22 protein-coding genes are annotated in these 23,125 nt (G+C 37.4%); 16 read left to right on the forward strand and 6 right to left on the reverse strand.

The features are described 5' to 3' along the window. The first annotated feature begins 147 nt into the window (after positions 1-147). From BME96_RS02135 to BME96_RS02155, 5 genes are all read left to right on the forward strand, one after another. Entirely contained in the window at positions 148-1,326 is a 1,179-nt protein-coding gene (locus BME96_RS02135) for a hypothetical protein (RefSeq protein ID WP_071648159.1), read from the forward strand. Between the two features lie 24 nt (positions 1,327-1,350). Next, on the forward strand, positions 1,351-2,475 hold the full coding sequence (locus BME96_RS02140; protein WP_060681135.1) for a hypothetical protein: 1,125 nt from the start codon (positions 1,351-1,353) through the stop codon (positions 2,473-2,475). A 236-nt stretch (positions 2,476-2,711) separates the two neighbouring features. After that, positions 2,712-2,909, forward strand: coding sequence for a cold-shock protein CspD (cspD, locus tag BME96_RS02145; RefSeq protein ID WP_011064983.1), 198 nt, complete (start codon positions 2,712-2,714; stop codon positions 2,907-2,909). A 465-nt stretch (positions 2,910-3,374) separates the two neighbouring features. Further along, positions 3,375-4,058 carry a class I SAM-dependent methyltransferase gene (locus tag BME96_RS02150; RefSeq protein ID WP_071648160.1) on the forward strand — a complete coding sequence of 228 codons (684 nt, stop codon included), beginning with the start codon at positions 3,375-3,377 and terminating at the stop codon, positions 4,056-4,058. 2 nt (positions 4,059-4,060) lie between these two features. After that, the gene (locus tag BME96_RS02155) at positions 4,061-4,378 is read left to right on the forward strand and encodes a hypothetical protein (protein ID WP_019377390.1); all 318 of its coding nucleotides are present in this window, start codon (positions 4,061-4,063) and stop codon (positions 4,376-4,378) included. A gap of 22 nt (positions 4,379-4,400) precedes the next feature. Here BME96_RS02155 and BME96_RS02160 read toward each other — a convergent pair whose 3' ends face one another. Then, positions 4,401-5,285, reverse strand: coding sequence for an NAD(P)-dependent oxidoreductase (locus tag BME96_RS02160; protein ID WP_071648161.1), 885 nt, complete (start codon positions 5,283-5,285; stop codon positions 4,401-4,403). Between the two features lie 93 nt (positions 5,286-5,378). Between BME96_RS02160 and BME96_RS02165 the strand changes: the two genes are divergently transcribed. The 3 genes from BME96_RS02165 to BME96_RS02175 all read left to right on the forward strand — a co-directional run bounded on the left by BME96_RS02165 (position 5,379) and on the right by BME96_RS02175 (position 6,827). Continuing rightward, positions 5,379-5,822, forward strand: a complete 444-nt coding sequence (locus tag BME96_RS02165; RefSeq protein ID WP_071648162.1) for a GNAT family N-acetyltransferase — start codon at positions 5,379-5,381, stop codon at positions 5,820-5,822. A 72-nt stretch (positions 5,823-5,894) separates the two neighbouring features. Next, on the forward strand, positions 5,895-6,572 hold the full coding sequence (locus BME96_RS02170) for a TraR/DksA C4-type zinc finger protein (protein WP_060681182.1): 678 nt from the start codon (positions 5,895-5,897) through the stop codon (positions 6,570-6,572). A 48-nt stretch (positions 6,573-6,620) separates the two neighbouring features. Beyond that, on the forward strand, positions 6,621-6,827 hold the full coding sequence (locus BME96_RS02175; RefSeq protein WP_071648163.1) for a zinc ribbon domain-containing protein: 207 nt from the start codon (positions 6,621-6,623) through the stop codon (positions 6,825-6,827). Positions 6,828-6,945: 118 nt separating this feature from the next. Here BME96_RS02175 and BME96_RS02180 read toward each other — a convergent pair whose 3' ends face one another. Then, complete coding sequence (locus tag BME96_RS02180) at positions 6,946-8,220, reverse strand: S1C family serine protease (RefSeq protein WP_071648164.1); 1,275 nt, start codon at positions 8,218-8,220, stop codon at positions 6,946-6,948. 173 nt (positions 8,221-8,393) lie between these two features. Between BME96_RS02180 and BME96_RS02185 the strand changes: the two genes are divergently transcribed. The 6 genes from BME96_RS02185 to treR all read left to right on the forward strand — a co-directional run bounded on the left by BME96_RS02185 (position 8,394) and on the right by treR (position 17,024). Beyond that, on the forward strand, positions 8,394-9,083 hold the full coding sequence (locus BME96_RS02185) for a response regulator transcription factor (protein WP_019377383.1): 690 nt from the start codon (positions 8,394-8,396) through the stop codon (positions 9,081-9,083). Continuing rightward, positions 9,084-10,421: a sensor histidine kinase gene (locus BME96_RS02190; protein ID WP_071648165.1), complete on the forward strand. Its 1,338-nt coding sequence runs from the start codon at positions 9,084-9,086 to the stop codon at positions 10,419-10,421. Positions 10,422-10,511: 90 nt separating this feature from the next. Next, complete coding sequence (typA, locus tag BME96_RS02195) at positions 10,512-12,341, forward strand: translational GTPase TypA (protein WP_071648166.1); 1,830 nt, start codon at positions 10,512-10,514, stop codon at positions 12,339-12,341. Positions 12,342-12,644: 303 nt separating this feature from the next. After that, positions 12,645-14,576 (forward strand): PTS system trehalose-specific EIIBC component, encoded by a 1,932-nt coding sequence (treP, locus tag BME96_RS02200; RefSeq protein WP_071648167.1) that lies wholly within the window; start codon positions 12,645-12,647, stop codon positions 14,574-14,576. Positions 14,577-14,630: 54 nt separating this feature from the next. After that, the gene (gene treC / locus BME96_RS02205; protein WP_071648168.1) at positions 14,631-16,289 is read left to right on the forward strand and encodes an alpha,alpha-phosphotrehalase; all 1,659 of its coding nucleotides are present in this window, start codon (positions 14,631-14,633) and stop codon (positions 16,287-16,289) included. Positions 16,290-16,301: 12 nt separating this feature from the next. Continuing rightward, complete coding sequence (gene treR, locus BME96_RS02210; protein WP_071648169.1) at positions 16,302-17,024, forward strand: trehalose operon repressor; 723 nt, start codon at positions 16,302-16,304, stop codon at positions 17,022-17,024. Between the two features lie 99 nt (positions 17,025-17,123). On the opposite strand, the gene BME96_RS02215 is transcribed toward treR, so the two are convergent. Continuing rightward, complete coding sequence (locus BME96_RS02215; protein WP_071648170.1) at positions 17,124-17,987, reverse strand: dimethylarginine dimethylaminohydrolase family protein; 864 nt, start codon at positions 17,985-17,987, stop codon at positions 17,124-17,126. Positions 17,988-18,112: 125 nt separating this feature from the next. Between BME96_RS02215 and BME96_RS02220 the strand changes: the two genes are divergently transcribed. Further along, complete coding sequence (locus tag BME96_RS02220) at positions 18,113-18,844, forward strand: YqcI/YcgG family protein (RefSeq protein ID WP_071648171.1); 732 nt, start codon at positions 18,113-18,115, stop codon at positions 18,842-18,844. Between the two features lie 122 nt (positions 18,845-18,966). Here the strand turns inward: BME96_RS02220 and BME96_RS02225 are convergent, their stop codons facing one another. Together BME96_RS02225 and BME96_RS02230 are read right to left on the reverse strand one after the other, a co-directional pair. Further along, positions 18,967-19,920, reverse strand: a complete 954-nt coding sequence (locus BME96_RS02225; RefSeq protein ID WP_071648172.1) for an ABC transporter permease — start codon at positions 19,918-19,920, stop codon at positions 18,967-18,969. Further along, complete coding sequence (locus tag BME96_RS02230) at positions 19,913-20,839, reverse strand: ABC transporter ATP-binding protein (protein WP_060681154.1); 927 nt, start codon at positions 20,837-20,839, stop codon at positions 19,913-19,915. The genes BME96_RS02225 and BME96_RS02230 overlap by 8 nt, the downstream gene beginning before the upstream one ends. Positions 20,840-21,134: 295 nt before the next feature. Between BME96_RS02230 and BME96_RS19315 the strand changes: the two genes are divergently transcribed. Further along, positions 21,135-22,486 (forward strand): IS3 family transposase gene (locus tag BME96_RS19315; protein ID WP_156035930.1). Its coding sequence is split into 2 segments (ribosomal slippage): positions 21,135-21,600 and positions 21,600-22,486, totalling 1,353 coding nucleotides; the frame shifts between segments, so codons are not numbered across the junction. A gap of 455 nt (positions 22,487-22,941) precedes the next feature. Here the strand turns inward: BME96_RS19315 and BME96_RS02245 are convergent. Continuing rightward, positions 22,942-23,100: a YfhE family protein gene (locus tag BME96_RS02245; protein ID WP_019379245.1), complete on the reverse strand. Its 159-nt coding sequence runs from the start codon at positions 23,098-23,100 to the stop codon at positions 22,942-22,944. Positions 23,101-23,125 lie beyond the last annotated feature (25 nt).

The following is a 23,125-nucleotide window of genomic DNA, read 5'->3' on the forward strand; positions in this document are numbered from 1 at the left end:
TTTACCAAGGAATAAGCTAATTTTCAAGCTGATCTAAATACGCCACTACTACTCATTTAAAAGGCAGACATGTTTTTGTTCACTCAAAACGGGTAAAATACCAAAGCAAAGAACCCTATAGGGATTTAATATATATAGAGGGTGGAGGTGAGAAAAATTAATACAATTAAGCTAGGGCTTATTTCAGCACCTGATCTACCAGCTGAAATTGCTAGTGACCTTATAAAAGAGCTACCGGAACTACTTTCCGAGAAAATTGATAAAGATGTATCCTGGAAGGTTGAAATGACCATCGATTCTTTGGTTGGAGTCGCTGAAAATACACAAGAAGTCTTAGAGAAAGCAGACAATATAAAAGAAGAGAATGAGTGGGACTACGCTATTTGTCTGACTGATCTCCCTATCTTTTTTGGGAAATACTTAGTTGTTGCTAATGCGAGTTTAAAGGATCGGGTAGCACAAATCTCTGTTCCTACATTTGGATTGATGCCCATGAGAAGAAGAATTCGAAAAACCCTCATGCAGATGATGCAAGAATTGTATGTAGAAGAATCTCAAACGGAATCGCCACAAGCCAAGCTGGCAGTGAAAGAGCAACCTTCAAAAAGTAAAAATAAAAACAAAAATAAATTAACACATCAGTTTTCTCTCTCTCAAATAGGCAGGATGAAAGCAACATCAAAAGATGACGTTGTAGATCTTCGTTACTTCATAAAATCGAGATTTACTGGTTATTTGCGAGTGTTATTAGGTATGACATTTGCAAATCGACCATGGAAGGCATTGTTTTCTTTTAATAAAATGATAACTTTATCTTTTGCTACAGGTTCTTATATTTCCATTTTTCCTACACCATGGCAGCTGAGCATTGTATATACCCCAATAAGATTAATCATTTTAACTATTATAGCTATCATGGGTATGGTTATGTGGGTTATTTTTTCTCAAAATTTGTGGGAGAAACCATCAGATCGTGGTAAGAAACGATGGCGAGATCTATACAATTGGACAACCTTCAGTACATTAAGCTCTATTGTTATTATCAATTACATTGTATTATTTATGATGTTTTCCATTGCCATCTCTATTTTTGTTCCGCCAGAATTGTTTCAAGCATGGACGGGACTGGATGAGGAACCTACATTTAAATATTATTTAAACTTAGTTTGGTTAGTTACTTCACTTGGAACGCTTGCTGGTGCAATTGGTGCCGGTTTAGAGAAAGAGGACAAAATCAGAAATATAACGTATTCCTTTCGACAACAGCAACGTTATTATGAAGTAGGACAGGAATACGATAATAAAGAAGAAGCTGAGCAATCTTAACATAAGGAAGAGAGGAGGGGTTGAATGGATAAAGAAAAAGTTAAGGTAGGCCTAATTGCAGCTCCCGAGCTACCTGCTGAAATAGCGAATCGCTATGTAGAAAAATTACCTGAAGCCTTTGAAAGGCAAATTGACGATAGTGTTACATGGGAAGTGGAAATGGTAGTAGATCCTCTTACAGGATCAGCTGAAAATGTTGATGAAATTATTGAAAAGGCTGCAGAACTGCGGAATGGAAAGGATTGGGGATATGCTATTTGTTTGACTGATTTACCGATATTTGAGGGCAAGAATATCGTAGCAGCGGACATAAGTAAAAAGCATTATATTGCTCAAATATCTGTTCCTTCATTTGGATGGTTGCCCATGAAAAAGAGAATGAGAAAAGCCGTTATTCAAATTATGAATGAATTGTATAACGGCTCTCGATTGGAAAATAATGACCATAAAGTGAAAAAGCTGTTTACTGGCGATATGCTCCAACGTCAATTTCCACTTACAAAAGTGAAACGAATCTCTCCTAAAAATGAGCACAAGGATATAGAAGTTCGTTATATAGTAATTCCAAGAATAAATGGACAGTTACGTTTACTGATGGGTATGACACAAGCAAACCGACCATGGAGTATTATGTCATCGTTTAAAAAAGTAATTGCTATTGCTTTCTCAACAGGTGCATTCGGGTTGATTTTCACAACGCTCTGGAATTTAAGTGATATTCTAAGTACCCTCAGATTAACTGTCTTATCTTTTGCTGCAATCAGCTTAATGGTCATTTGGATTATTAATGCACATCATTTGTGGGAGAGGCCATCGAGTCAACGTCAACCACACCTCAGGCATTTATATAATCAGACAACATTGATAACACTGCTCCTTTCTGTCTTAACGTATTATGCATTTTTATTTTTATTGTTCCTGGCTGCTGTAATTGTAATTGTGCCACCTGAAGCATATAACTCTGCTGTTAATAGGGAAGGTGATTTTACCATGTTACAATATATAAGGCTGGCCTGGCTAGGTACCTCCATATCAACCATAGCTGGTGCAATAGGTGCTGGCCTGGAAAATGAGGAACTGGTTAGGGATATTACTTATGGATATCGGCAAAAAAGAAGATATAAGGAAGTTGAACCGAAAAATGACTAGTTTTCTTTAATTTTTTGTATGGATCAGCCTTTTGTTTTTTCGGTGAATAAAATGTGAAAATACAAAGAGAAAATAAATTCTAAATTACTTGCATTTTTTCTGTAAAAAGGTTAAAGTTAAGAAAGCAAAAGGAAATTGAAGTTTGAATAATACTTTACGATCTCTTTAACAAAGCGTTGTAAAAGTATTTATGATTCAATTACTTTGCACGATATTTGTATAAGGAGGTCATTTTAATGACTGGTAAAGTAAAATGGTTTAACGCAGAAAAAGGCTTTGGTTTCATCGAGCGCGAAGACGGAGACGATGTATTCGTACATTTCTCAGCTATCCAAGCTGACGGCTTCAAAACGCTTGAAGAAGGTCAAGACGTTGAATTTGAAATCGTAGAAGGTAACCGCGGACCACAAGCAGCTAACGTTGTTCGTCTATAATAGATGATTATCAAAAGGTTTATCTCATTCATGAGATAAACCTTTTTTATTATATATGCTTGGATTATCCAATGATTCGCAGGTTAGATGAATGCGGACTAACTTGATATGGCTACAAACCCCCATTTCGGAAAATAATTTATAATGAACACACTATAGCTAATTTGTTAATGTCTGCAGCGGATTAATTTGCTCTGCAGCCGATTAATTTGTTCTCCAGCGGATAATCTTGCTCTGCAGCCGATTAAATTGCTCTCCGGCGGATAATCTTGTTCTGCAGCCGATTAATTTGTTCACACACTAGTCCGCTGTTTACTCCAACTATGAATGTACGAGATAATGGTCTTACCCCAACATTTGCGATAGAACCTCAAAGATTAGACAAGCCAGGAATAAGGAATTATTACTACTTAATACTTTTACATTTTAAAATGAACGAGCGGATGAAAGGAGAGGGAAACCAATATGAAGTCATTTGATTGGGAAAAAGAAGCTGAAATGCAATGGAATCAGCGAGCTGCTTTCTGGAATGCAAGAAGCAAGAAAATGTGGGACAGTGGGAGCAGAAAAGATATTATTGGTTTTATTAAGAAATACATACCTAAAGAGCATACTTTGCTTGATGTTGGCTGTGGGGATGGTTATGGATCATTTAAATTAACACAAGCCGGATATGAAGTAACGGGTGCAGATATATCAAAAGAGATGATTGAATTAGCAAAACAAAACAATAAGAATAGAGCAGACTTTTATCAGGCAGATATAAATCAATTACCCTTTGCAGCTAATACCTTTCAGGGTGCAATTGGTATTAATGTGTTGGAGTGGACAGAAAACCCAGTAAGTGCTTTAAATGAAATGATGAGAGTCGTCAAAAGAGATGGTTATTTATGTGTTGGAATTTTAGGCCCGACAGCTGGCCCCAGAGAAAATAGCTTTCCTCGTCTATATGGAGAGAATGCTATTTGTAATACAATGATGCCATGGGAGTTTCTGAGGATTGCGCAAGATAAGGGCTTGGAGTATATCGATGGTTTTGGCGTTTATAAAGAAGGGGTGAAAGAACAAAATTATGCAAATCTTTCACTTGAATTAAAGCAAACGCTAACCTTTATGTGGGTTTTCATCTTACGAAAAGCAGGTGATTAATAATGAACGGAAATGAAAAAGAGCAACAGATAATCAATAACTACCAGAATGACGAAAAAATGATGATTCTTATTTATGCACAATGGTGTATAAACCATGAACTGGATCCTATATCTTTATATATGGAAGCATATCCATACCAAGAAAATAATAATGCATTAGCGGAAGCTATTGAATTAACTGTTACCAAAGCGGAATCAGATGAGATTTCCTCAGATATGTTAATGAATGTACTTCAATTGTTTGGAAACAATGACCTGGCTTTTATTGTCCAAAGGGAAATAGAAAAGATTGAAAAACAAGAGCCGCGTAATAGATAAAGATGCGGCTCTTGCGTTAAGATCACAAGTTTTGCTTTTCAAAAATTTTAATGAGGGCTTGAGTCCCGCTGTCACCATCACCATTTTCTGCGAGTTCCTTGTACAGTTGTAGGGATAGGGAGAGGCCAGGAGTATCCAAATCCATTTCCTTTGCTGACTCCAATGCTATTGTCATATCCTTAATAAAATGTTTGACGTAAAAGCCGGGATCAAAGTCACCACGTATCATTCTTGGGCCTAAATTAGACAAAGACCAGCTTCCTGCTGCCCCAGTTGTAATGCTCTCAAGGACACGTGAAGGGTCAAGCCCTGCTTTTTTAGCAAAGATAATTGCTTCACATACGCCGATCATATTAGAGGCGATGGTGATTTGGTTAGCTAGTTTTGTGTGTTGCCCAGCCCCAGCGGGACCTTGAAGAATAATATTTTCCCCTAGGGTTTTGAAAAGAGGTAATAGCGCTTCATATGCATCTTCCTCACCACCTACCATGATGGCAAGCGTCCCTTTCTGAGCGCCTATATCTCCTCCAGACACAGGTGCATCTAGTGCGTGTATACTTTTAGCCTTTGCTTGTTGAAAAATATTTATTGCCAGCGAAGGTTTAGAGGTTGTCATATCAATTAAACAGGATCCAGCTTTTGCGTGTTCGAGAATCCCGTTTTCACCAAAGTAGACCTCCTCCACATCAGAAGGATATCCAACCATTGTTATAATAATATCACTGGCAACTGTTAGATCTTTTATGGATTCTTTCCAAACTGCTCCGTGATCAATTAGGTCATTTGCCTTCTCTTTTGTGCGTGTATAGATATTTATCAAATAACCCGCTCGTTGCAAATTTAATGCCATACTTTTCCCCATAACTCCCGTGCCGATAAAACCGATCTTATTTTCTGTTAAAGTCATATTATCCTCCCCTTTTCAGCCAACTTATACTATTATTTCTACAAAAGGGTTCTTAATCCTTTTATCACATAATAAAAGTAATGGAGGGTTACGATGGAATGGTGTTTGAAAGGGTATAGTGACTTAACTAATGAAGAATTATATGAATTGATGAAAGCGAGAGTAGATATATTTGTAGTAGAGCAGGAGTGTGCGTATCCAGAATTGGATGATTATGATCAGCAGTCCATGCATTGCTTTCTGAAAATAAATGAGCAAATTGCAGCTTATGTAAGAATCCTCCCTGCAAATACAAAGTACAAGGAAGTTTCCATAGGGAGAGTGCTCGTAGTGAAAGAATTTAGAGGTAAAGGTTATGCAACACAAATAATGCAAAAAGCAATAGACTATATTAATAATGAATGGCAGGAGAGAAAGATAAAAATTCAGGCTCAAGCTCATTTGGAAAATTTTTATAATCAACTTGGTTTTAAGAAAATATCCGAAGTATATTTGGATGACAACATTCCACACATTGACATGATTTGGGAGGGGTAAAATCGAATTGCTCCAAGCGTTTTTGCACATAGTATGTGTACATAATTAATTTAAAATTGGAGGATGATCATGATGATCACCAATGAGCAATTAGTTCAATGCAAAAAGGCTTTATTGATTAGACAAAATGAACTTATAAAACATGTACAGGATCATTTTGGGAAAACGTTGGAGTTATCTAAGGAGTCGGTTGGTGAGCTTTCAAATTATGATAACCATCCCGCAGATATGGGTACCGAGTTGTATGAGAGAGAGAAAGATACAGCGCTTAATGAGCATGCCGAAACGGAATTAGAGGAAATTAACGCTGCTTTACATGCTATTGAAGATGGAACATACGGAATTTGTGCAACATGTGGTGCAGATATTCCGTATGAACGTTTACAGGCAGTTCCTACAGCGGATAAATGTATAGAACATGCGAGCAATAATATTTTTGAATCACACAGGACGGTTGAAGAAGAAGTATTCAGCCCAAATATTAACCCAAATGAGGTTTCTAATGAAGAACAGGTAGGCTATGACGCTGAGGATAGCTGGCAGGAAGTAAGTCAATATGGTACATCAGAAACACCTTCAGATTTTTATGGCAATCAAGATGATTATGATGATATGTATCCGAATAACGAAGAAAATAAAGGTGCTGTAGAAGACTTGGAGAACTTTCTCTCTTCAGACATTGATGGCAAATTTACAGGAGTAACACCTAACCATAATAAGTATGAAGATGAGTATGAAAGTGAATATTAATTGAAACCTGTCTCCATTCTGCCCGTATTACTTAATGAGGTGAGCGATATGAGTGAGAATAAAGGATGTATTAAATGTGGAAGCACAGAAGCTGATACAAAAGACGTCTCCATGTCCGGAACAGGTTTATCAAAAATGTTTGATGTGCAGCATAATCAGTTTACGGTAGTGTTTTGCAAGAACTGTGGATATTCGGAGTTCTATAACAAAAACAGCTCAACAGGAAGCAATATTTTGGATTTATTCTTTGGTTAAAGAAGGTTTAAATGGCTATACAGTTTTCTATATTGATGATTATTGTAAAGTTAAAAAAGCTGAGCCTGCAAATTTCTTTGCAGGCTCAGCTTTTAATTTATTTTACTCATCCAGGTATTTATTCTTTCGCAGTTAACGTAACTTCGGTCTTTTCCAACTTCCCATCTCGGTAGAATTTCACCTGTACTTCTTCACCTATGGAAGCATCTGAATAGAGAAACTTTCGTAACTCAAGAAGAGTAGTAATTTTATTACCATTAATTTCGGTTATAACATCAAATTGTTGTAAACCTGCTTTAGCTGCTGGAGAACCTTCCTGAACATTTGCTACAACCATGCCACCTTCCACATCTTCTGGAAGCTTAATTTCACTTCTGTATTGTGGAGGTACTTGATTTAGGGAAGCAGTGCTTATCCCTATTAAAGGACGTTCTATTTCACCGTTTTCCTCCAGTTGTTCCATGACTGGTAGTGCGGCATCGATAGGGATAGCAAACCCTATTCCTTCCACTGCATTTTGAGCAATCTTCATAGAATTAATTCCAATTACTTGTCCCTTTGCATTCACAAGTGCGCCTCCACTATTGCCTGGATTAATCGCGGCATCTGTCTGAATAACTTCTGTTACCCAATCTGGTTGCTGATCACCATTTGTGTCCATACTGACAGATCGATCTAACCCACTAATAATTCCTTTTGTAAGTGTATTTGCGAATTCCATACCAAGAGGATTACCAATTGCTAATACGGTCTCACCAACTTTTAAATTTTTGGAGGTACCAAGATCCGCTACCGTGGTGACTTTATCCCCATCAACTTGTAAAATGGCTAAATCAGTTAAAGCATCCGATCCTAAAACTTTAGCATTTAACCTTTCATCATCATTTAAAATAATATCTACTTGCTCTGCACCCTCTACAACATGATGATTTGTTACAACATAAGCCTTCCCATCTTCCTTCTTATAAACAATGCCTGACCCAGTTCCAGCTTCTTGGCTTCCTGCCCAAACACTTTGCTGTTGCAGGTTAGCAACACCAACCACTGCTTTAGACGTTTCATCAATGTTAGAAGACACCTCAGCATCATCAGATGCCATTGTTTTGACAACGTTGGCTGTACTACTGTCAGAAGAAGTATTTTCGTCTGCTGTACTAGCTAGGGGGAGAATATTTGAGAACAGCAGTACTGCAATTAAAACTACAGCAATTAATCCTCCGGCTAAACCGCCAAGAAAGAAATGCAAGCCTGTTTTGGATCCTGACTTCTTTTCTTTTTTAGGCTTGTCCGTTGAAAACTCTTCTTCCTGCTGTTCAGATTCATGCACTTCGGGAGTTGGTTCTGCAGGTGTTTCTTTATTTTCATCCGAAAAATGATTATTATTGTAATCCATCTAAATCACCCTTTGTTAAATAATTTGTATTTTTATCTTACCTGTTCCGTTTGGAAATTATTTGGCTGAAATGTGGAATAAATATGTAAATTATAATTGGTGTTCAGTGGCATCCTCTTTTTATCTTATGTAAAATGAAATTAACTAAACACGTGGGAAAAGGTGACAAAACTATGGGAAATCGTATTGGTGTTGTGGAAGATGATGTAAACATTCAAAATATCGTATCCGCCTATTTAAAAAAAGAAGGTTATGATGTAATTATTTCCGATACTGCAGAAGCTGCTTGGGAAATATGGGAGACGTATCCACCAGATATGTGGATACTAGATATTATGCTGCCTGGAATGGATGGGTATGAATTTTGTAAGAAAATAAGGAATGAAAGTGAAGTTCCTATTATTATTATTTCTGCCAAAGATGAAGAGATCGACAAAATTTTAGGCTTGGAATTAGGTGGAGATGATTATTTAACTAAGCCATTCAGTCCAAGAGAATTGGTGGCAAGAGTGAAAAGATTATTTAAACGAGCATTTTTGAAAAACAATAATGAAGAGCCCACACAGGAAAAGGTAAAGATTGACCAATTATTAATAAATAAGGAAGAACGAAGGATTTTTTATAAGGGCGAGGAATATGAAGTGACTACAAAAGAATTTGATATGCTTCTATTACTAGTGGAAAATGTTAACCGTGCTTTTTCCCGTGAGGAGTTATTAATAAAAATTTGGGGTGATGATTATTTTGGAAGTGATCGGGCAGTGGATGATTTAGTGAAAAGGCTTAGAAAAAAATTACCTGATCTACCTCTGGAAACAGTGTGGGGATTTGGCTACCGACTAAGGTATGGAGAGGAAACATAAATGAAACTTCAATATCAACTTAATGCTGCATTTACAGCGTTACTTCTCGTAATTATGGCTGTTACAGGTTATTTCATTTATTCACTTATTCTCGATATTTTAATTCAGGACGAACAAAGGCAGTTAAAACAAAAAGGGGAAATTTTGATAGAGGTTCTGAATGAAGAAAATTACGGGGATAGAGAGAGTCTTGAGAAATTTAGTCGGTTCTTGGACGATCAAGATCTCCAACTATTTCTATATGATCGGAAAAATAATGCTGTTTTTTACTCCACCATGCCAAATAGCGTAGCCCAGGGCTTTTTTAATAATAATAATTTCGCGGATAACAAGGAAGCATTATGGGAGTTTGAAAATAATAAATATGTAACCTCCAGAATAGTAGTTTACCCGGCAAATAGTGGCTTGGAGCTTATTCTATTGACTCCGATGAATGATTTACAGGCTGTGCAGCAAAACTTTGTTTTCCGGCTGTTCATTGTATTTATGATCGGTGGAATTGCTGCCGTGCTTCTTAGTTACTTTTTAACCAAAAAGCTGGTTACTCCTCTGACAATGTTGAAAGTACAACTGAAGAAAGTAGAAAAAAGAAAATTTGATGATCTTGAAAGAGTAGAGGCGAGCGGTGAAATTAAAGAAGTGGAAGAAAGTGTCTTTGAAATGGCTGAAGAACTGAAAAATTATATGAAGTCACAACAAACCTTTTTTCAGAATGCGAGTCATGAGTTGAAAACACCCCTTATGACAATTCAAGGTTATGCGGAAGGGATTAAGGATGGGATATTTGATGAGGAAGACAAAGAAAATGGCCTTGAAGTAATGGTTACAGAGGTGAAAAGACTGAAGCTGATTATAAATGAGATGATACTATTGGCAAAGTTGGATAGCGAACCGGATGTTTATCAACCAGAAAAAATAACTGGAGAGACATTCTTGAAGCAAATTGTAGATCGTGCTTTACCTTTGGTCAATGAAAGAGGTATTCATTTTACTCATCAAGCGGAAGATAACTGCCATTTCATTGCTGACGAAGAAAAATTACTTCGCGCCATATTAAATTTAATTGTTAATGGTATTCGTCATGCCAAAACTAAGATTTCCCTTCAGATATTTAAACGGAATGGAACTACTTATATAACTGTAGAAGATGACGGGGAAGGGATTTCAGATGAAATGATGCCACATATATTTCATCGTTTTGTAAAAGGTAAGAATGGAGAAACCGGGCTGGGTCTTGCGATTTCAAGGGCAATTATAGAACGATCAGGTGGTAAGATCACAGTTGATAAATCTACCCTTGGAGGAGCGAAGTTTATTATTACTTTTCCCGGGAATTAGATAAGTAACGACAAATTGCTTTTAATTTATAAAAATTGTGGTATAATTTTATAGTTACACATCCCGTTATACAAGAGGAGCGTACTTTTTATGCAATTAAGAGAAGATATTCGTAATATCGCTATTATCGCACACGTAGACCATGGTAAAACAACACTTGTGGATCAATTGTTAAAATACTCTGGGACATTTCGTGAGAATGAACAAGTAAATGAACGAGCGATGGACTCGGGTGATATTGAAAGAGAACGTGGAATTACCATTTTAGCTAAAAATACAGCTATAAAATATAAAGATACAGCTATTAATATACTAGATACACCAGGCCATGCTGACTTTGGTGGTGAAGTGGAACGGATTATGAAAATGGTGGACGGTGTAGCATTAGTTGTTGATGCTTATGAAGGCACTATGCCCCAAACCCGTTTTGTATTAAAGAAGGCCCTGGAACAGAAATTAACTCCGATGGTAGTCTTGAATAAAATTGACAGACCAAATGCTCGGCCGAATGAAGTAATAGATGAGGTTTTGGATTTATTTATTGAGCTTGGTGCAGATGATGAACAGTTGGAATTCCCTGTTGTTTATGCTTCTGCTTTAAATGGAACTTCTGGATTTGAACCAGATGAACAGGAAGAGACGATGGATCCTGTATTTACTACAATTATGGAACACATTCCTGCTCCTGTAGATAATCAGGATGAACCACTGCAATTCCAAATTACATTATTGGACTATAATGATTATTTAGGTCGAATTGGGGTAGGAAGGGTATTCCGAGGGAAAATCAGTGTTGGTCAACAAGTAGTTGTAATGAAAGAGGATGGCACCCAAAAGTCTTTCCGTATAAGTAAGTTGTTTGGCTTTATAGGCTTAAAACGAATTGAAATTCAAGAAGCAAAAGCTGGAGATATTGTGGCAATTGCTGGTATGGATGATATTAATATCGGAGAAACTATTTGTCCGCAAAATCATCCGGAAGCTTTACCATGGTTGCGGATTGATGAGCCTACATTACAGATGACCTTTGTTGTGAATAACAGTCCGTTTGCTGGACGTGAAGGTAAATACATTACTTCGCGTAAAATAGAAGAAAGATTATTAAAGCAATTAGAGACAGATGTCAGTCTGCGTGTAGAACCGACAGAATCACCAGATGCATGGATTGTCTCAGGGCGCGGAGAACTCCACCTGTCTATTTTGATTGAAAACATGAGACGAGAAGGTTACGAGCTTCAATTATCAAAGCCTCAAGTAATCATTAAAGAAATTGATGGAATAAAATGCGAACCCGTTGAACGTGTACAGGTTGACGTACCTGAAGAGTATACTGGCCCAATTATGGAGTCCCTTGGAGCGCGTAAAGGCGAAATGCTCGATATGGTTAACCAAGGAAATGGCCAAGTTCGTCTTGAATTTAAAGTACCTTCACGTGGTTTGATCGGTTATTCTACCGAGTTTATGTCTCAGACACGTGGGTATGGAATTATCAACCATTCATTTGAAGCCTACGAGCCTTTAATTAAAGGTCAGGTTGGCGGTCGTCGCCAAGGTGTTCTAGTAGGGTTGGAAAATGGAAAGGCATCAACATATGGTATCATGCAGCTGGAGGACCGGGGAGTAATCTTTATTGAACCAGGTACTGAAATATACGCTGGTATGATTGTTGGGGAACATAACCGCGAGAATGATTTGACGGTTAATATTACGAAAGAAAAACATTTAACCAACGTTCGTTCATCAACAAAGGATCAAACAGCTACGATTAAGAAGACGCGTTCTATGTCATTGGAAGAAGCGATTGAATACCTGAATGATGATGAATACTGTGAAGTTACACCTGAGTCTGTTCGTTTGAGGAAAAAAATCCTTAATAAAAGTGAAAGAGAAAAAGCTTCTAAAAAATCAAAAACAAGCTAAAACTGAGCTTTTATTTTTAGCCGGTAGCACATGAGGTGTGCTACCGGCTTTTTTCTGTTTTGGCGTACAATACTTTTGCTGCTGCTGATTAGCTTTTTCTGGAGAAGATTGTTTCCTCCACTAGTTCGCATTTATCTCTTGCTTTGAATGTACGAGATAACGTTTGTATCCCCTCTGTGCATAGAACCTGAAAAATAAATTTAAATGTAAGCACTTGCATAACTTGTATATACAAGTTATAATGAATTCGAGTTACTTGTATATACAAGTTGAATCACTTTTTATACAAAGGAGGTCGTTTAAATGAGTCAAGAGGGTAATTATATTATTGCACCACTGAGTGGTAGAGTTGTAGCATTAGAAGAAGTTCCAGATCCTACCTTTTCAGAAAAAATGATGGGAGAAGGATTGGCGATATTACCCGAGGCCGGGGAAGTAGTTTCTCCTGTTGAAGGTGAAATCATTCAAGTATTTCCTACCAAGCATGCAATAGGTATTTTAAGCCATACAGGGGTAGAGATTTTAATTCATATTGGTTTAGAAACAGTGGCTTTGAATGGCGAGGGTTTTGAAGCACATGTTCAACAGGGGGACAAGGTAAAAGTAGGGGACAAGCTTCTTACCTTTGATTTAAGCTTTATTAAAGAAAAAGCTGCGAGTGCTATTACACCTGTGATCATTACTAATTCTTCTGAACTTGATCAATTCGAAGTAAACAACGAACAAATGGCAAAAGCAGGCGAAACAGTGTTATTTAAAATTAGTATGAAAAACACAAATAAAGAGAAGCATGTAGAACCAGAAGGGCCAACAAAATCGATGCCTTACGGGAAAGAAGCGGAAGAGATCGTAGCAGCAGTAGGTGGTTTAGAAAATATCCATGCAGCCACACATTGTGTTACCCGTTTACGCTTCGCTTTGAAGGATGAAAGCAAGATTGATCATAAGTCCCTGGATAATATGGACATTGTCAAAGGGAAATTCTCTACTAATGGTCAATTCCAAGTAGTAATTGGTCAAGGAACGGTAGATAAAGTTTATGCAGCAATGGTAGAGGCTACTGGTATTAGTGAAGCCTCCAAAGAAGAAGTAAAAGCAGCTGGAGGACAGAAGCAAAATCCGCTTCAACGCGGAATTAAAGTATTAGCAGATATATTCATACCTATATTGCCAGCAATTGTTACCGCTGGTTTGCTGATGGGGATAAATAATATACTTGTTAACCCAGGTATATTTGGTCAAGAAGCTCCTCCTTTAATTGAGATGTACCCACAGTGGGCTGACTTAGCTAACATGATTAACATTATTGCCAATACGGCCTTTGTGTTTTTGCCCGGATTAATTGGTTGGTCAGCAGTTAAACGTTTTGGGGGTAATGAACTATTAGGTATTGTACTTGGATTAATATTAGTACATCCTGATTTATTAAATGCTTGGGCATACGGTGATGCACTAAAAGAAGGCGGTGTACCAACCTGGAATTTATTTGGACTTGAGATTGATAAAATTGGTTATCAAGGGCAAGTGCTGCCAGTGTTATTTGCCTCATGGCTTCTTGCTAAGATAGAGATATTCTTAAGAAAAAGGGTAATGGATTCTCTGCAGTTACTTATTGTAGCTCCGGTAGCATTGTTGATAACAGGATTTTTAACGTTTTTAATTATTGGCCCTATTACGTTTACGATAGGTAATTGGATCACAGATGGTCTTGTCGCTATCTTTGACAACTACGCAATACTTGGTGGACTAGTATATGGAGCGCTTTATGCACCACTTGTAATTACTGGGATGCATCACACATTTCTTGCAGTCGATCTGCAGCTTATTGGCAGTACGGATACAACCTTTCTATGGCCAATCCTAGCTTTATCTAATATTGCCCAAGGTGCAGCTGCTTTTGCTGTAATGTTAGTGGCGAAAGATGAAAAACTAAGAGGCCTGGCTGGCACTTCTGGTATCTCTGCATGGCTTGGTATTACAGAGCCTGCTATGTTTGGGGTAAACCTTCGATTCAAGTATCCATTTATAGCAGCAGTAATTGGTTCATCTATTGCTGGTGCATATATTACGATGAATCATGTCTTAGCGACCTCCATAGGCGTTGGAGGAGTTCCTGGTATATTTTCCATCGTACCAAGTGGATGGCTCAGCTTTGCCATAGGAATGGCGATAGTGTTTATCGTACCGTTTACAATTACGTATATAATTGCAAAGCGCAAACTAAACACACATTAAAATTAGATTTTGCTTGTATAACAAAGTGTTAAATGATAAGAATGAGGTGTTATTATGAACGAAGCTTGGTGGAAGAGAGCAGTTGTTTATCAAATCTATCCAAAGAGCTTCCAGGATACAACAGGAAATGGAATTGGCGATCTTCAAGGAATTATCAAGCGCCTTGATTACTTACAAACACTGGGCATTGATGTGATTTGGTTAACACCAGTTTACCAATCTCCCCAAAAAGATAATGGATATGATATTAGTGACTATTTTTCCATTGACCCCACGTATGGAACAATGGAGGATTTTGAAGAGCTGTTAAATGAAGCACACAAGCGAAATATAAAGCTGATTATGGACTTGGTAATTAATCATACTTCAACAGAACATAATTGGTTTAAACAAGCTGCAAAGTCAAAAGAAAATTCATATCGTGACTTTTATATCTGGCAAGATCCTGTTAATGGTGGTCCGCCAAATAATTGGCAATCCAAATTTGGAGGGCCAGCATGGCAATATGATGAAACGACAAATCAATACTATCTCCATTTATTTGATGTAACACAAGCAGATTTGAACTGGGAGAATAAAGAGCTGCGAGAAAAAATATATAAAATGATTCAATTCTGGGCAGAGAAGGGAATTGATGGTTTCCGTCTTGATGTCATAAATCTTGTTTCCAAAAATCAGGATTTCCCAAACGATTCGGTGGGCGATGGAAGAAAGTTTTACACAGATGGACCTCGTATTCATGAATATTTGCATGAGATGCATCAGGAAGTCCTCGGGCCTTATAATATGATGACAGTTGGAGAAATGTCTTCCACCACACTTGATAATTGTATTTTATATACCAAACCCGAACGTCAAGAATTGGATATGACTTTCCAATTCCATCATTTAAAGGTAGATTATCCTAATGGTGAAAAATGGACAATTGCCCCATTTGATTTTCTGCAATTAAAAGAGATATTGTCAAAGTGGCAGGTGGGTATGTATGAAGGCGGAGGATGGAATGCCTTATTCTGGTGTAATCATGACCAGCCTAGAGCAGTTTCTCGGTTTGGTGATGACCATGAGTACCGGGTCACCTCTGCAAAAATGCTGGCAACTACTTTGCATATGATGCAGGGTACGCCGTATATTTATCAGGGTGAAGAAATAGGGATGACCAATCCGGGTTTTTCATCAATCAGACAGTATAGAGATGTAGAATCTCATAACGCCTATAACCTAATGAAGGAGGAAGGTAAATCAGAGCAGGAAATAATGGCTATATTGCAACGAAAATCACGTGATAACGCACGGACACCTATGCAATGGTCTTCTGCTCCAAACGCTGGTTTCACTTCAGGTGAACCTTGGATACCCATTGCTGATAATCACAAGAAAGTTAATCAGGAAGAGGCATTGGAAGATAAAGACTCTGTATTTTATCATTATCAGCGTTTAATTGAACTGCGAAAAAAATATGATATTATTACGTATGGAGACTTTCAAATACTTAAACCGAGTGATCCTGATGTATTTGCTTATACTAGAAAGTGGAACGGGGAGACATTGTTAGTAATAAACAATTTCTATAAAAAAGAAGTAGAATGGGAATTGGAGATATCTACAGGAAAAAACGTAGAGATTTTACTATCCAATTATGAAGACTCCTTGCAAAAACCTGATAGAATAAGGTTAAGGCCTTATGAATCCATTGTCTATTATATAAAATAAAGAGGTACAGAAATGCAGAAGAAATATCTAATAATTTACCATGACTTAGTTAAGAAGATTCAAACGAACGTTTGGCCAACTTCTACGATGCTCCCTTCGGAGAATGAATTACGAAGTATGTATAATACTTCTCGAGAAACAATAAGAAAATCATTAAACTTATTGGCCCAGAACGGTTATATTCAAAAAGTGCGTGGAAAAGGGTCCGTTGTAATTGGTATCAATAAACTGGACTTTCCTGTTTCAGGCATTGTTAGTTTCAGGGAACTGGCTAACCAACTGGAGCTTCATGCTAAAACCTATGTAATTGCCTTAAATCATAGTTATCCAGATCTTATGGTTCGAGAAAAACTTTCCATACCTTCTAAACAAAAAGTTTGGGAAGTAGTACGAACAAGAGAAATAGCAGATGAAAAAGTTATTTTAGATAAGGATTATTTTAATGATGCATGGGTCCCGACATTAACAAAAGATATCTGTGAGGATTCGATCTATAGTTATTTGGAAAATGATTGTAACCTCTCTATTAGTTTTGCTCATAAAGAAATTGTGGTGGAGGAACCTACAAAAGAAGATCAAGAATTACTGGATTTGGAGGGTTTCTCCAATGTTGTAGTAATTCGCAGCTCTGTCTATCTCGAGGATGCTACTCTTTTTCAATATACCGAATCTCGCCATCGACCCGATAAATTTCGCTTTGTTGATTTTGCAAGAAGAATAAAAGGGGAAAATTGATACCTATAGTCAAAAATCAAGTAAGGATTAGCCGTTATTTTAGGCTAATCCTTTTTTATGAAGACAAAATGATATTGAATTTAATTAGGGCCAGAGTTATTAACCTCTCTTAACTGGGAGGGTACAACAGCGAAATGATCCTCCAGATTTGATTATCTCAGAAAACTCAACCTCAATAACCTGGAATCCTGCTTGTTTCATTTTTCTGTTTAAGCGTTTATTTTCAGGAAGACTAATGATTTTATTTTGTCCAATCGGAAGCACATTCGGGCCCATATTAAATTGTTCTTTAGTAGTAGTCTCAATAAGAGTGAACTTATTTTTCAAGATTTTATATGAATTCTCGTCAATAGCTTCTGAATATACAAGGGCATAATCATCATTCAGTATGGTAAATACACAATCCAAATGCAAAATATCATCACGTAGAGAGACAGTGTTTACAACGTAATTAGGTAACTTTTGACTTAATTGATCTATAGCTTTTTCGTTTGTTCTTCCACTTTTACCAACCCAGATTGTATTTTTATCCACGAGTATATCTCCGCCTTCTATGCAGCCTTGATCTATACTCGTATAGGTGATACCTAATTTTTCTAACCGATCTGTAAGTACATTGGTCTCACGTTTTCTTATCTTTTCCTTCATATTAGAAACAACAAAGGTTTCTCCAATAACAAAGCCGATATCTCGAGTGAAAACCTGCTCATTTAAACCTTTTTGGGGTTCAAGTTGGATGACTTCACAACCATTGTCACTGAGAATTTCTACAAACCTGTCATGCTGTTCCATGGCTTTTTTCTTATCTATATTATCTTGTAAATAATGCTCTTGAGTTTTATTTATAGCATGCTTAATTTCCATATACGCTGGAGGTGCAACGATGACACTATATAACCGTTCATACTCTGTATCACAATTTAACTTCTGTGGTGTATTCTTTTTATCAATTAAGTTCTTCATATTCTATCCTCCATCATATATTCTATTTAGCTTTTCCCTTAAATATAAATTACAAACCCCTCCCTTTGTTTATTTACAAACTCTAAAGGGAAACGGAGAGAGAATAACAAGGAGGAACGTGCACAATGGAAAATACAAATACCAATCATTTATTAACAAAAGAGGATTTCAATACAGAGAATAGCCTACCCGGTTGGCTACTGGAGGAATATAGGAATTTTGAGGAAGTCGTTACAGATCCTACTTTTCCCTGCTATTTTGGTATGTCTGGACAAAAGCGCGGTGAGCTTAGATATGGCTATATCACACATAATGATTGGTCCGCATTACCAAAAGCACTCCAAGCGTTTAATCGCTTGTTTGATAATCAGAAAAGATTAATTCGCCATGGCTTTTTTCTATTCGTTGAGCCTGAGAAGGAAGAAAAGAGTGTTGAATATTATAGGGACTATTTTTGGAAGGTATTGCAGTATTTGCATAACCATGATGAGCACGATTGGCCGGCAGACTATCCAAAAGATCCAGATCACCCACTTTGGGCATTTAGTTTTGCAGGAGAGCCTTACTTTGCATTTGGTAATGCTCCTGCCTATAAGCAGCGGAAGACGCGTGACCTTGGAAATAGCTTAGTTATTGGATTCCAACCAAGAAGAATCTTTGAAAAGCTGGAGGGTACTTCAAAAGGGGGAGCAATGTCCAGGGAGAAGGTGAGAGAAAGGGTTGAAAAATGGGATGGCTTGCCAAAGCACCCGAACATTAGTCATTATGGGGATCCGGAGCACAGGGAGTGGAAGCAATATTTTATAGGTGATGACATTGAACCTATTAAAGGAAAATGCCCATTTCAGCCTAAATAACTTACTGCTGTCAACGGTTGAAGTAAATAAAAATATGATGATAATAGAAAGAGAGACTCGAATATTGCAGTCTCTCTTTAAGTTTATCGTAAATTTTTACCTTCTTTCCCAAAGCGTAAAGGCTAACTTCCTGCTACATCTCTTTTCGTAAAAAAGACCCATGACAGAAGGAGAAAAATAACATAATAAATAAGTAACATAGTAATCGAAAAACCGAGCGTCATACCTTCAATCCAAGGCGAATTCTGGTTGGTATATTGACTTAAATCTGTATTGGCAAAAAGGATGTACTTTGCCCACTCGCGTTCTGCGAAAAACAATACAATTTGATTTCCTGCCATCATCAGGAAGATAGCTGTACCTATTGCTAATGCACTATTTTTAAAAATAGTTGATATCATGAAGGCAAATGTAGCCATCATAAACAAGTTAATTAGTTTATAACCATAGCCTGAAGCTATTTCTCCTAAAACAGGAACATAGGCAAAACCATTACTCTTTTCTAGTACGATGTGTGGGTTTAATCCGTTAACACCAAAGAAGATGGCTCCAACAACCCATGAGAATAGTAAAACGAATAATAGTGTAATGAAAGCAAAAAGTAAAACTGAGATATATTTTGAAAGTAAAATCTTCGTTCGGGATATAGGGCGAATTAAAAGAAGTTTTATTGTTCCCCAACGGTACTCATTTGCCACAATGCCTGCCGCAACTATAATTGTAAGCAAGCTGACTAATGAAAGTAACAACTGATTCTCCATTACAAATTGCAGCGCTCCATACCCCTCAGGCTGAATGTCATTTTCAAGATAATAGTTGTTTTTGGCAATGAGTGATGTGTTCATACCTTCCATAAACTCTTCTTCTTTCATCTCGCTTTGTAAGTCTTTATTTTCTTGTTGTAACATTTCTCGCCAATTATCTTGGTCGTATTTGTCTCCAGTCTCTTCAAAACTCATCGTTAGTGCAGCCAGGCCGATAATGATGCCCACCAGAATAATATACATGACCCAGGTTGATTTTTGTATATATGTTTTAATTAATTCATTGCTTACCAACTTGAAAAAATTACTCAATGATATTCTCTCCAATCAAATCAAAGAATTTATCTTCCAGCTTTGTTTTAGTTACATTTACCTGATAAATTAAAATATCTTGTTCTACCAATTTTTTTATAATAGAAGGTACATCTTTTCTGTCTGTTTCAAAGGAGAGGATATTACCCTTATGTTCTGGTTTGAATTCGTACTTATTTCTAAGGATGCTTGCTGCTTTTTCAATTGGTTCTGCTTCCAGGTTTACTTCTATTAATTTTACCTGCTCTGTTTCAACAGGTTCATTTACTTCCTGAATTGCTACGAGCTGTCCATTTTTTATAACGCCTATCTTGTCACACATCAGTTCAATTTCTGAAAGCAAATGACTTGAAATAATCACAGCTACATTTTCTTTCTCTGCAAGATTTCTAATGTATTGACGAATTTCTCTAATTCCAGCCGGATCCAGTCCGTTTGTAGGCTCGTCCAAGATGAGTATAGATGGACTATGCAAAAGTGCCTGAGCAATACCTAATCGTTGCCGCATACCTAAAGAGTATTTTTTTACTTTTTCGTTTATCGGTTTCTCCAGCCCAACGAGTTTAATAACTTCCTTAATTCGTTCTTTTGTTATGCCCGGGGTCATCCGAGCATAGTGCATTAGATTTTGCCATCCAGTCATAAAGGGGTACATCTCTGGATTTTCAACAATGGCGCCTACTTCTCTGATCGCCTCTTTAAAATTACTTTTGATACTATTTCCAAGTATATGTATGTCGCCATCGGTTGGTTTCATTAATCCGACCATCATACGTATCGTTGTCGTTTTACCAGCTCCATTAGGTCCAATTAATCCAAATACTTCTCCTTTATGAATGGTAAAAGACAGGTCTTTAATAATATGATTCTTGCCGATCTTTTTTTCCAGATTAATTAATTCCATTGCTGCTTCTGACATATAGTAACCCTCCCATTTTCTGATTATTACCTTGTACGATATCGTCATTTAAAAAGTTTCAAATGAATGGAGTGGAACTTACTATTAAAGCTTCTGCTGCAAATGTTTGGGTACAAACGTATTTTGTTCATTCATAGTTGGAGGAAACTGCGAACTAACTAAGAATATAGAGGCTGCCTAAATCACCGCTACGGGGAAATATTCCGCTTTCCGCGGGCGGCTGATGAGCCTCCTCATGCTATGGGCTGCACCCCAAAAGTTGGACACCATATCCAACACGAGGAGGAGCCTGGAAATGTCCAAGTTTACCGAAGCTATTAAACTACAAGTAGTTAAAGAATATGCGAGTGGAAAGTTCAGTTACCGTGAGCTGGCAAAATATTATGAGGTGGATGAATCTGTTATCCGCTATTGGGAGTTGTTATACCGGCATCATGGAGAGAATGCGTTTAATTTCACCTATACAAACTATCCAGCAGCCTTTAAACTAGAAGTAATTGAATTCATTAACGAAAAAAATTACTCCATTCGAGAGGCATCCGCCATTTTCCATATACCTGATCCTTCTATGGTGCGCAGGTGGAGGAAAAAGTGGGAAGAAGCTGGAGAAGATGCCCTTGAATCGCGAAAGGGGCCTTCTATTATGGGATCGAATCAAAAGAAAAGTTCTTCCAAAGAAGCTGAAAATCAATCAAAGGAAGCTTTAGAAAATGAGCTGGAGTACCTTCGAATGGAGAATGCTTATTTAAAAAAGCTAAGAGCCTTAGTTCAGGAAAAGAACTCACCAATAAACTCAAAGCTCAAGTAGTGTTTGAACTAAGGCATGAATTCCCCGTAGCCAAACTGGTTAAAGTAGCAGGTATAAAAAGAAACACATATTATTACCAGGTAAAACGAATGCAAGAGCCCGATCCCGACCGCAAGTGGAAGCGCAGAATTAACTTTATCTTTCACAAGCACAAGGGGCGTCTTGGATATCGCCGTATTACCGATGTCCTGCAAGAGAAGGGACATATTATTAACGCTAAAAAAGTACTTCGAATTATGCAGGAGTTAGGAATTAAATGTGTGGTCAGAATGAAAAAATATAAATCCTATAAAGGAGCGTATGGTAAAGCAGCACCTAACGTTCTTGACCGTAAATTTAGGGCCGAAACCCCCAACCAAAAATGGGTTACAGATGTAACAGAGTTCAGGTTATTTGGGGAAAAGTTTTATTTTTCTCCCGTATTGGACCTGTTTAATGGGGAAATCCTTACGTTCACGCTTCAATCGAGACCAACATTTGATTTAGTAGAAAAGATGCTGAACCAAGCGCTGGAACATAAAAAGGAAAATGACAACCTCTTGATTCATTCTGACCAAGGGTGGCATTATCGTATGCCCCAGTATCGAGAAATACTTGAACAAAACAAGATCACACAGAGTATGTCCCGAAAAGGCAATTGTTTTGATAATGCCGTTATAGAGAACTTTTTTGGGATACTGAAATATGAATTCCTGTTTTTAGAGGAATTTGAAAGCATTGAGCACTTTAAAAAGGAATTAGAAGCGTACATTTATTACTATAATCATTTGCGAATTAAATCAAGGTTAAATCGAAAAAGCCCCGTGGCATATCGAAAAGCCTTTGAGTTAACTGTATAAAAAAGACTGTCCAATTTTATGGGTCCAGTGCAGCTATCGCATTCCGGGGTCTCATCGAGGCCTCTCCTCCCGCAGGAGTCTCCATATTTCCCCTTCGCTAAGGTGTATATCTCAAAGCTATTAAAGATAAGAGCTACTTATTCAATACCTCAAATTAATCAATAGCACATACCAATTGATTGGAGCGGAGGAAGCGGCTGAGGCCATGCCGGGCGGCAAAGAAGACACTGTGAGGTTACGAACAGATGTCGCGCTTGTACCCGGAGGTGTGAAAGCGTCCGCCTGAAACGCAAATCAATGGGTGCTTCCTCTGTAAAATGAATTACTTCATTCTCCACAAATTACGTCGCAGTATATCCATTTTTCGACTCAATAACCACAACATACATTTTAGAATCGAATTAAAAAAAGCTTATGAAACATTAATTTATGTTCCATAAGCAATCTTTAAATTGTTATTTAATTAAATCAGGATTTTCTTTCTTCGCCTGTTTTACACGAGGTTTTCTGTAACCACCTGCCATATCAGCTTGCTTAAAATCTTTTGCGTAGTGTACCTCCTGTGCATCGGAGAGTTGTTTATTTTTTGTTGGCTGATATTGAGTATTCTTCATTATAAACTACCCTTTCTTTGTGGAT

This window comes from Virgibacillus halodenitrificans, from assembly GCF_001878675.1.
GTDB classification, from domain to species: domain Bacteria; phylum Bacillota; class Bacilli; order Bacillales; family Amphibacillaceae; genus Virgibacillus_Q; species Virgibacillus_Q halodenitrificans.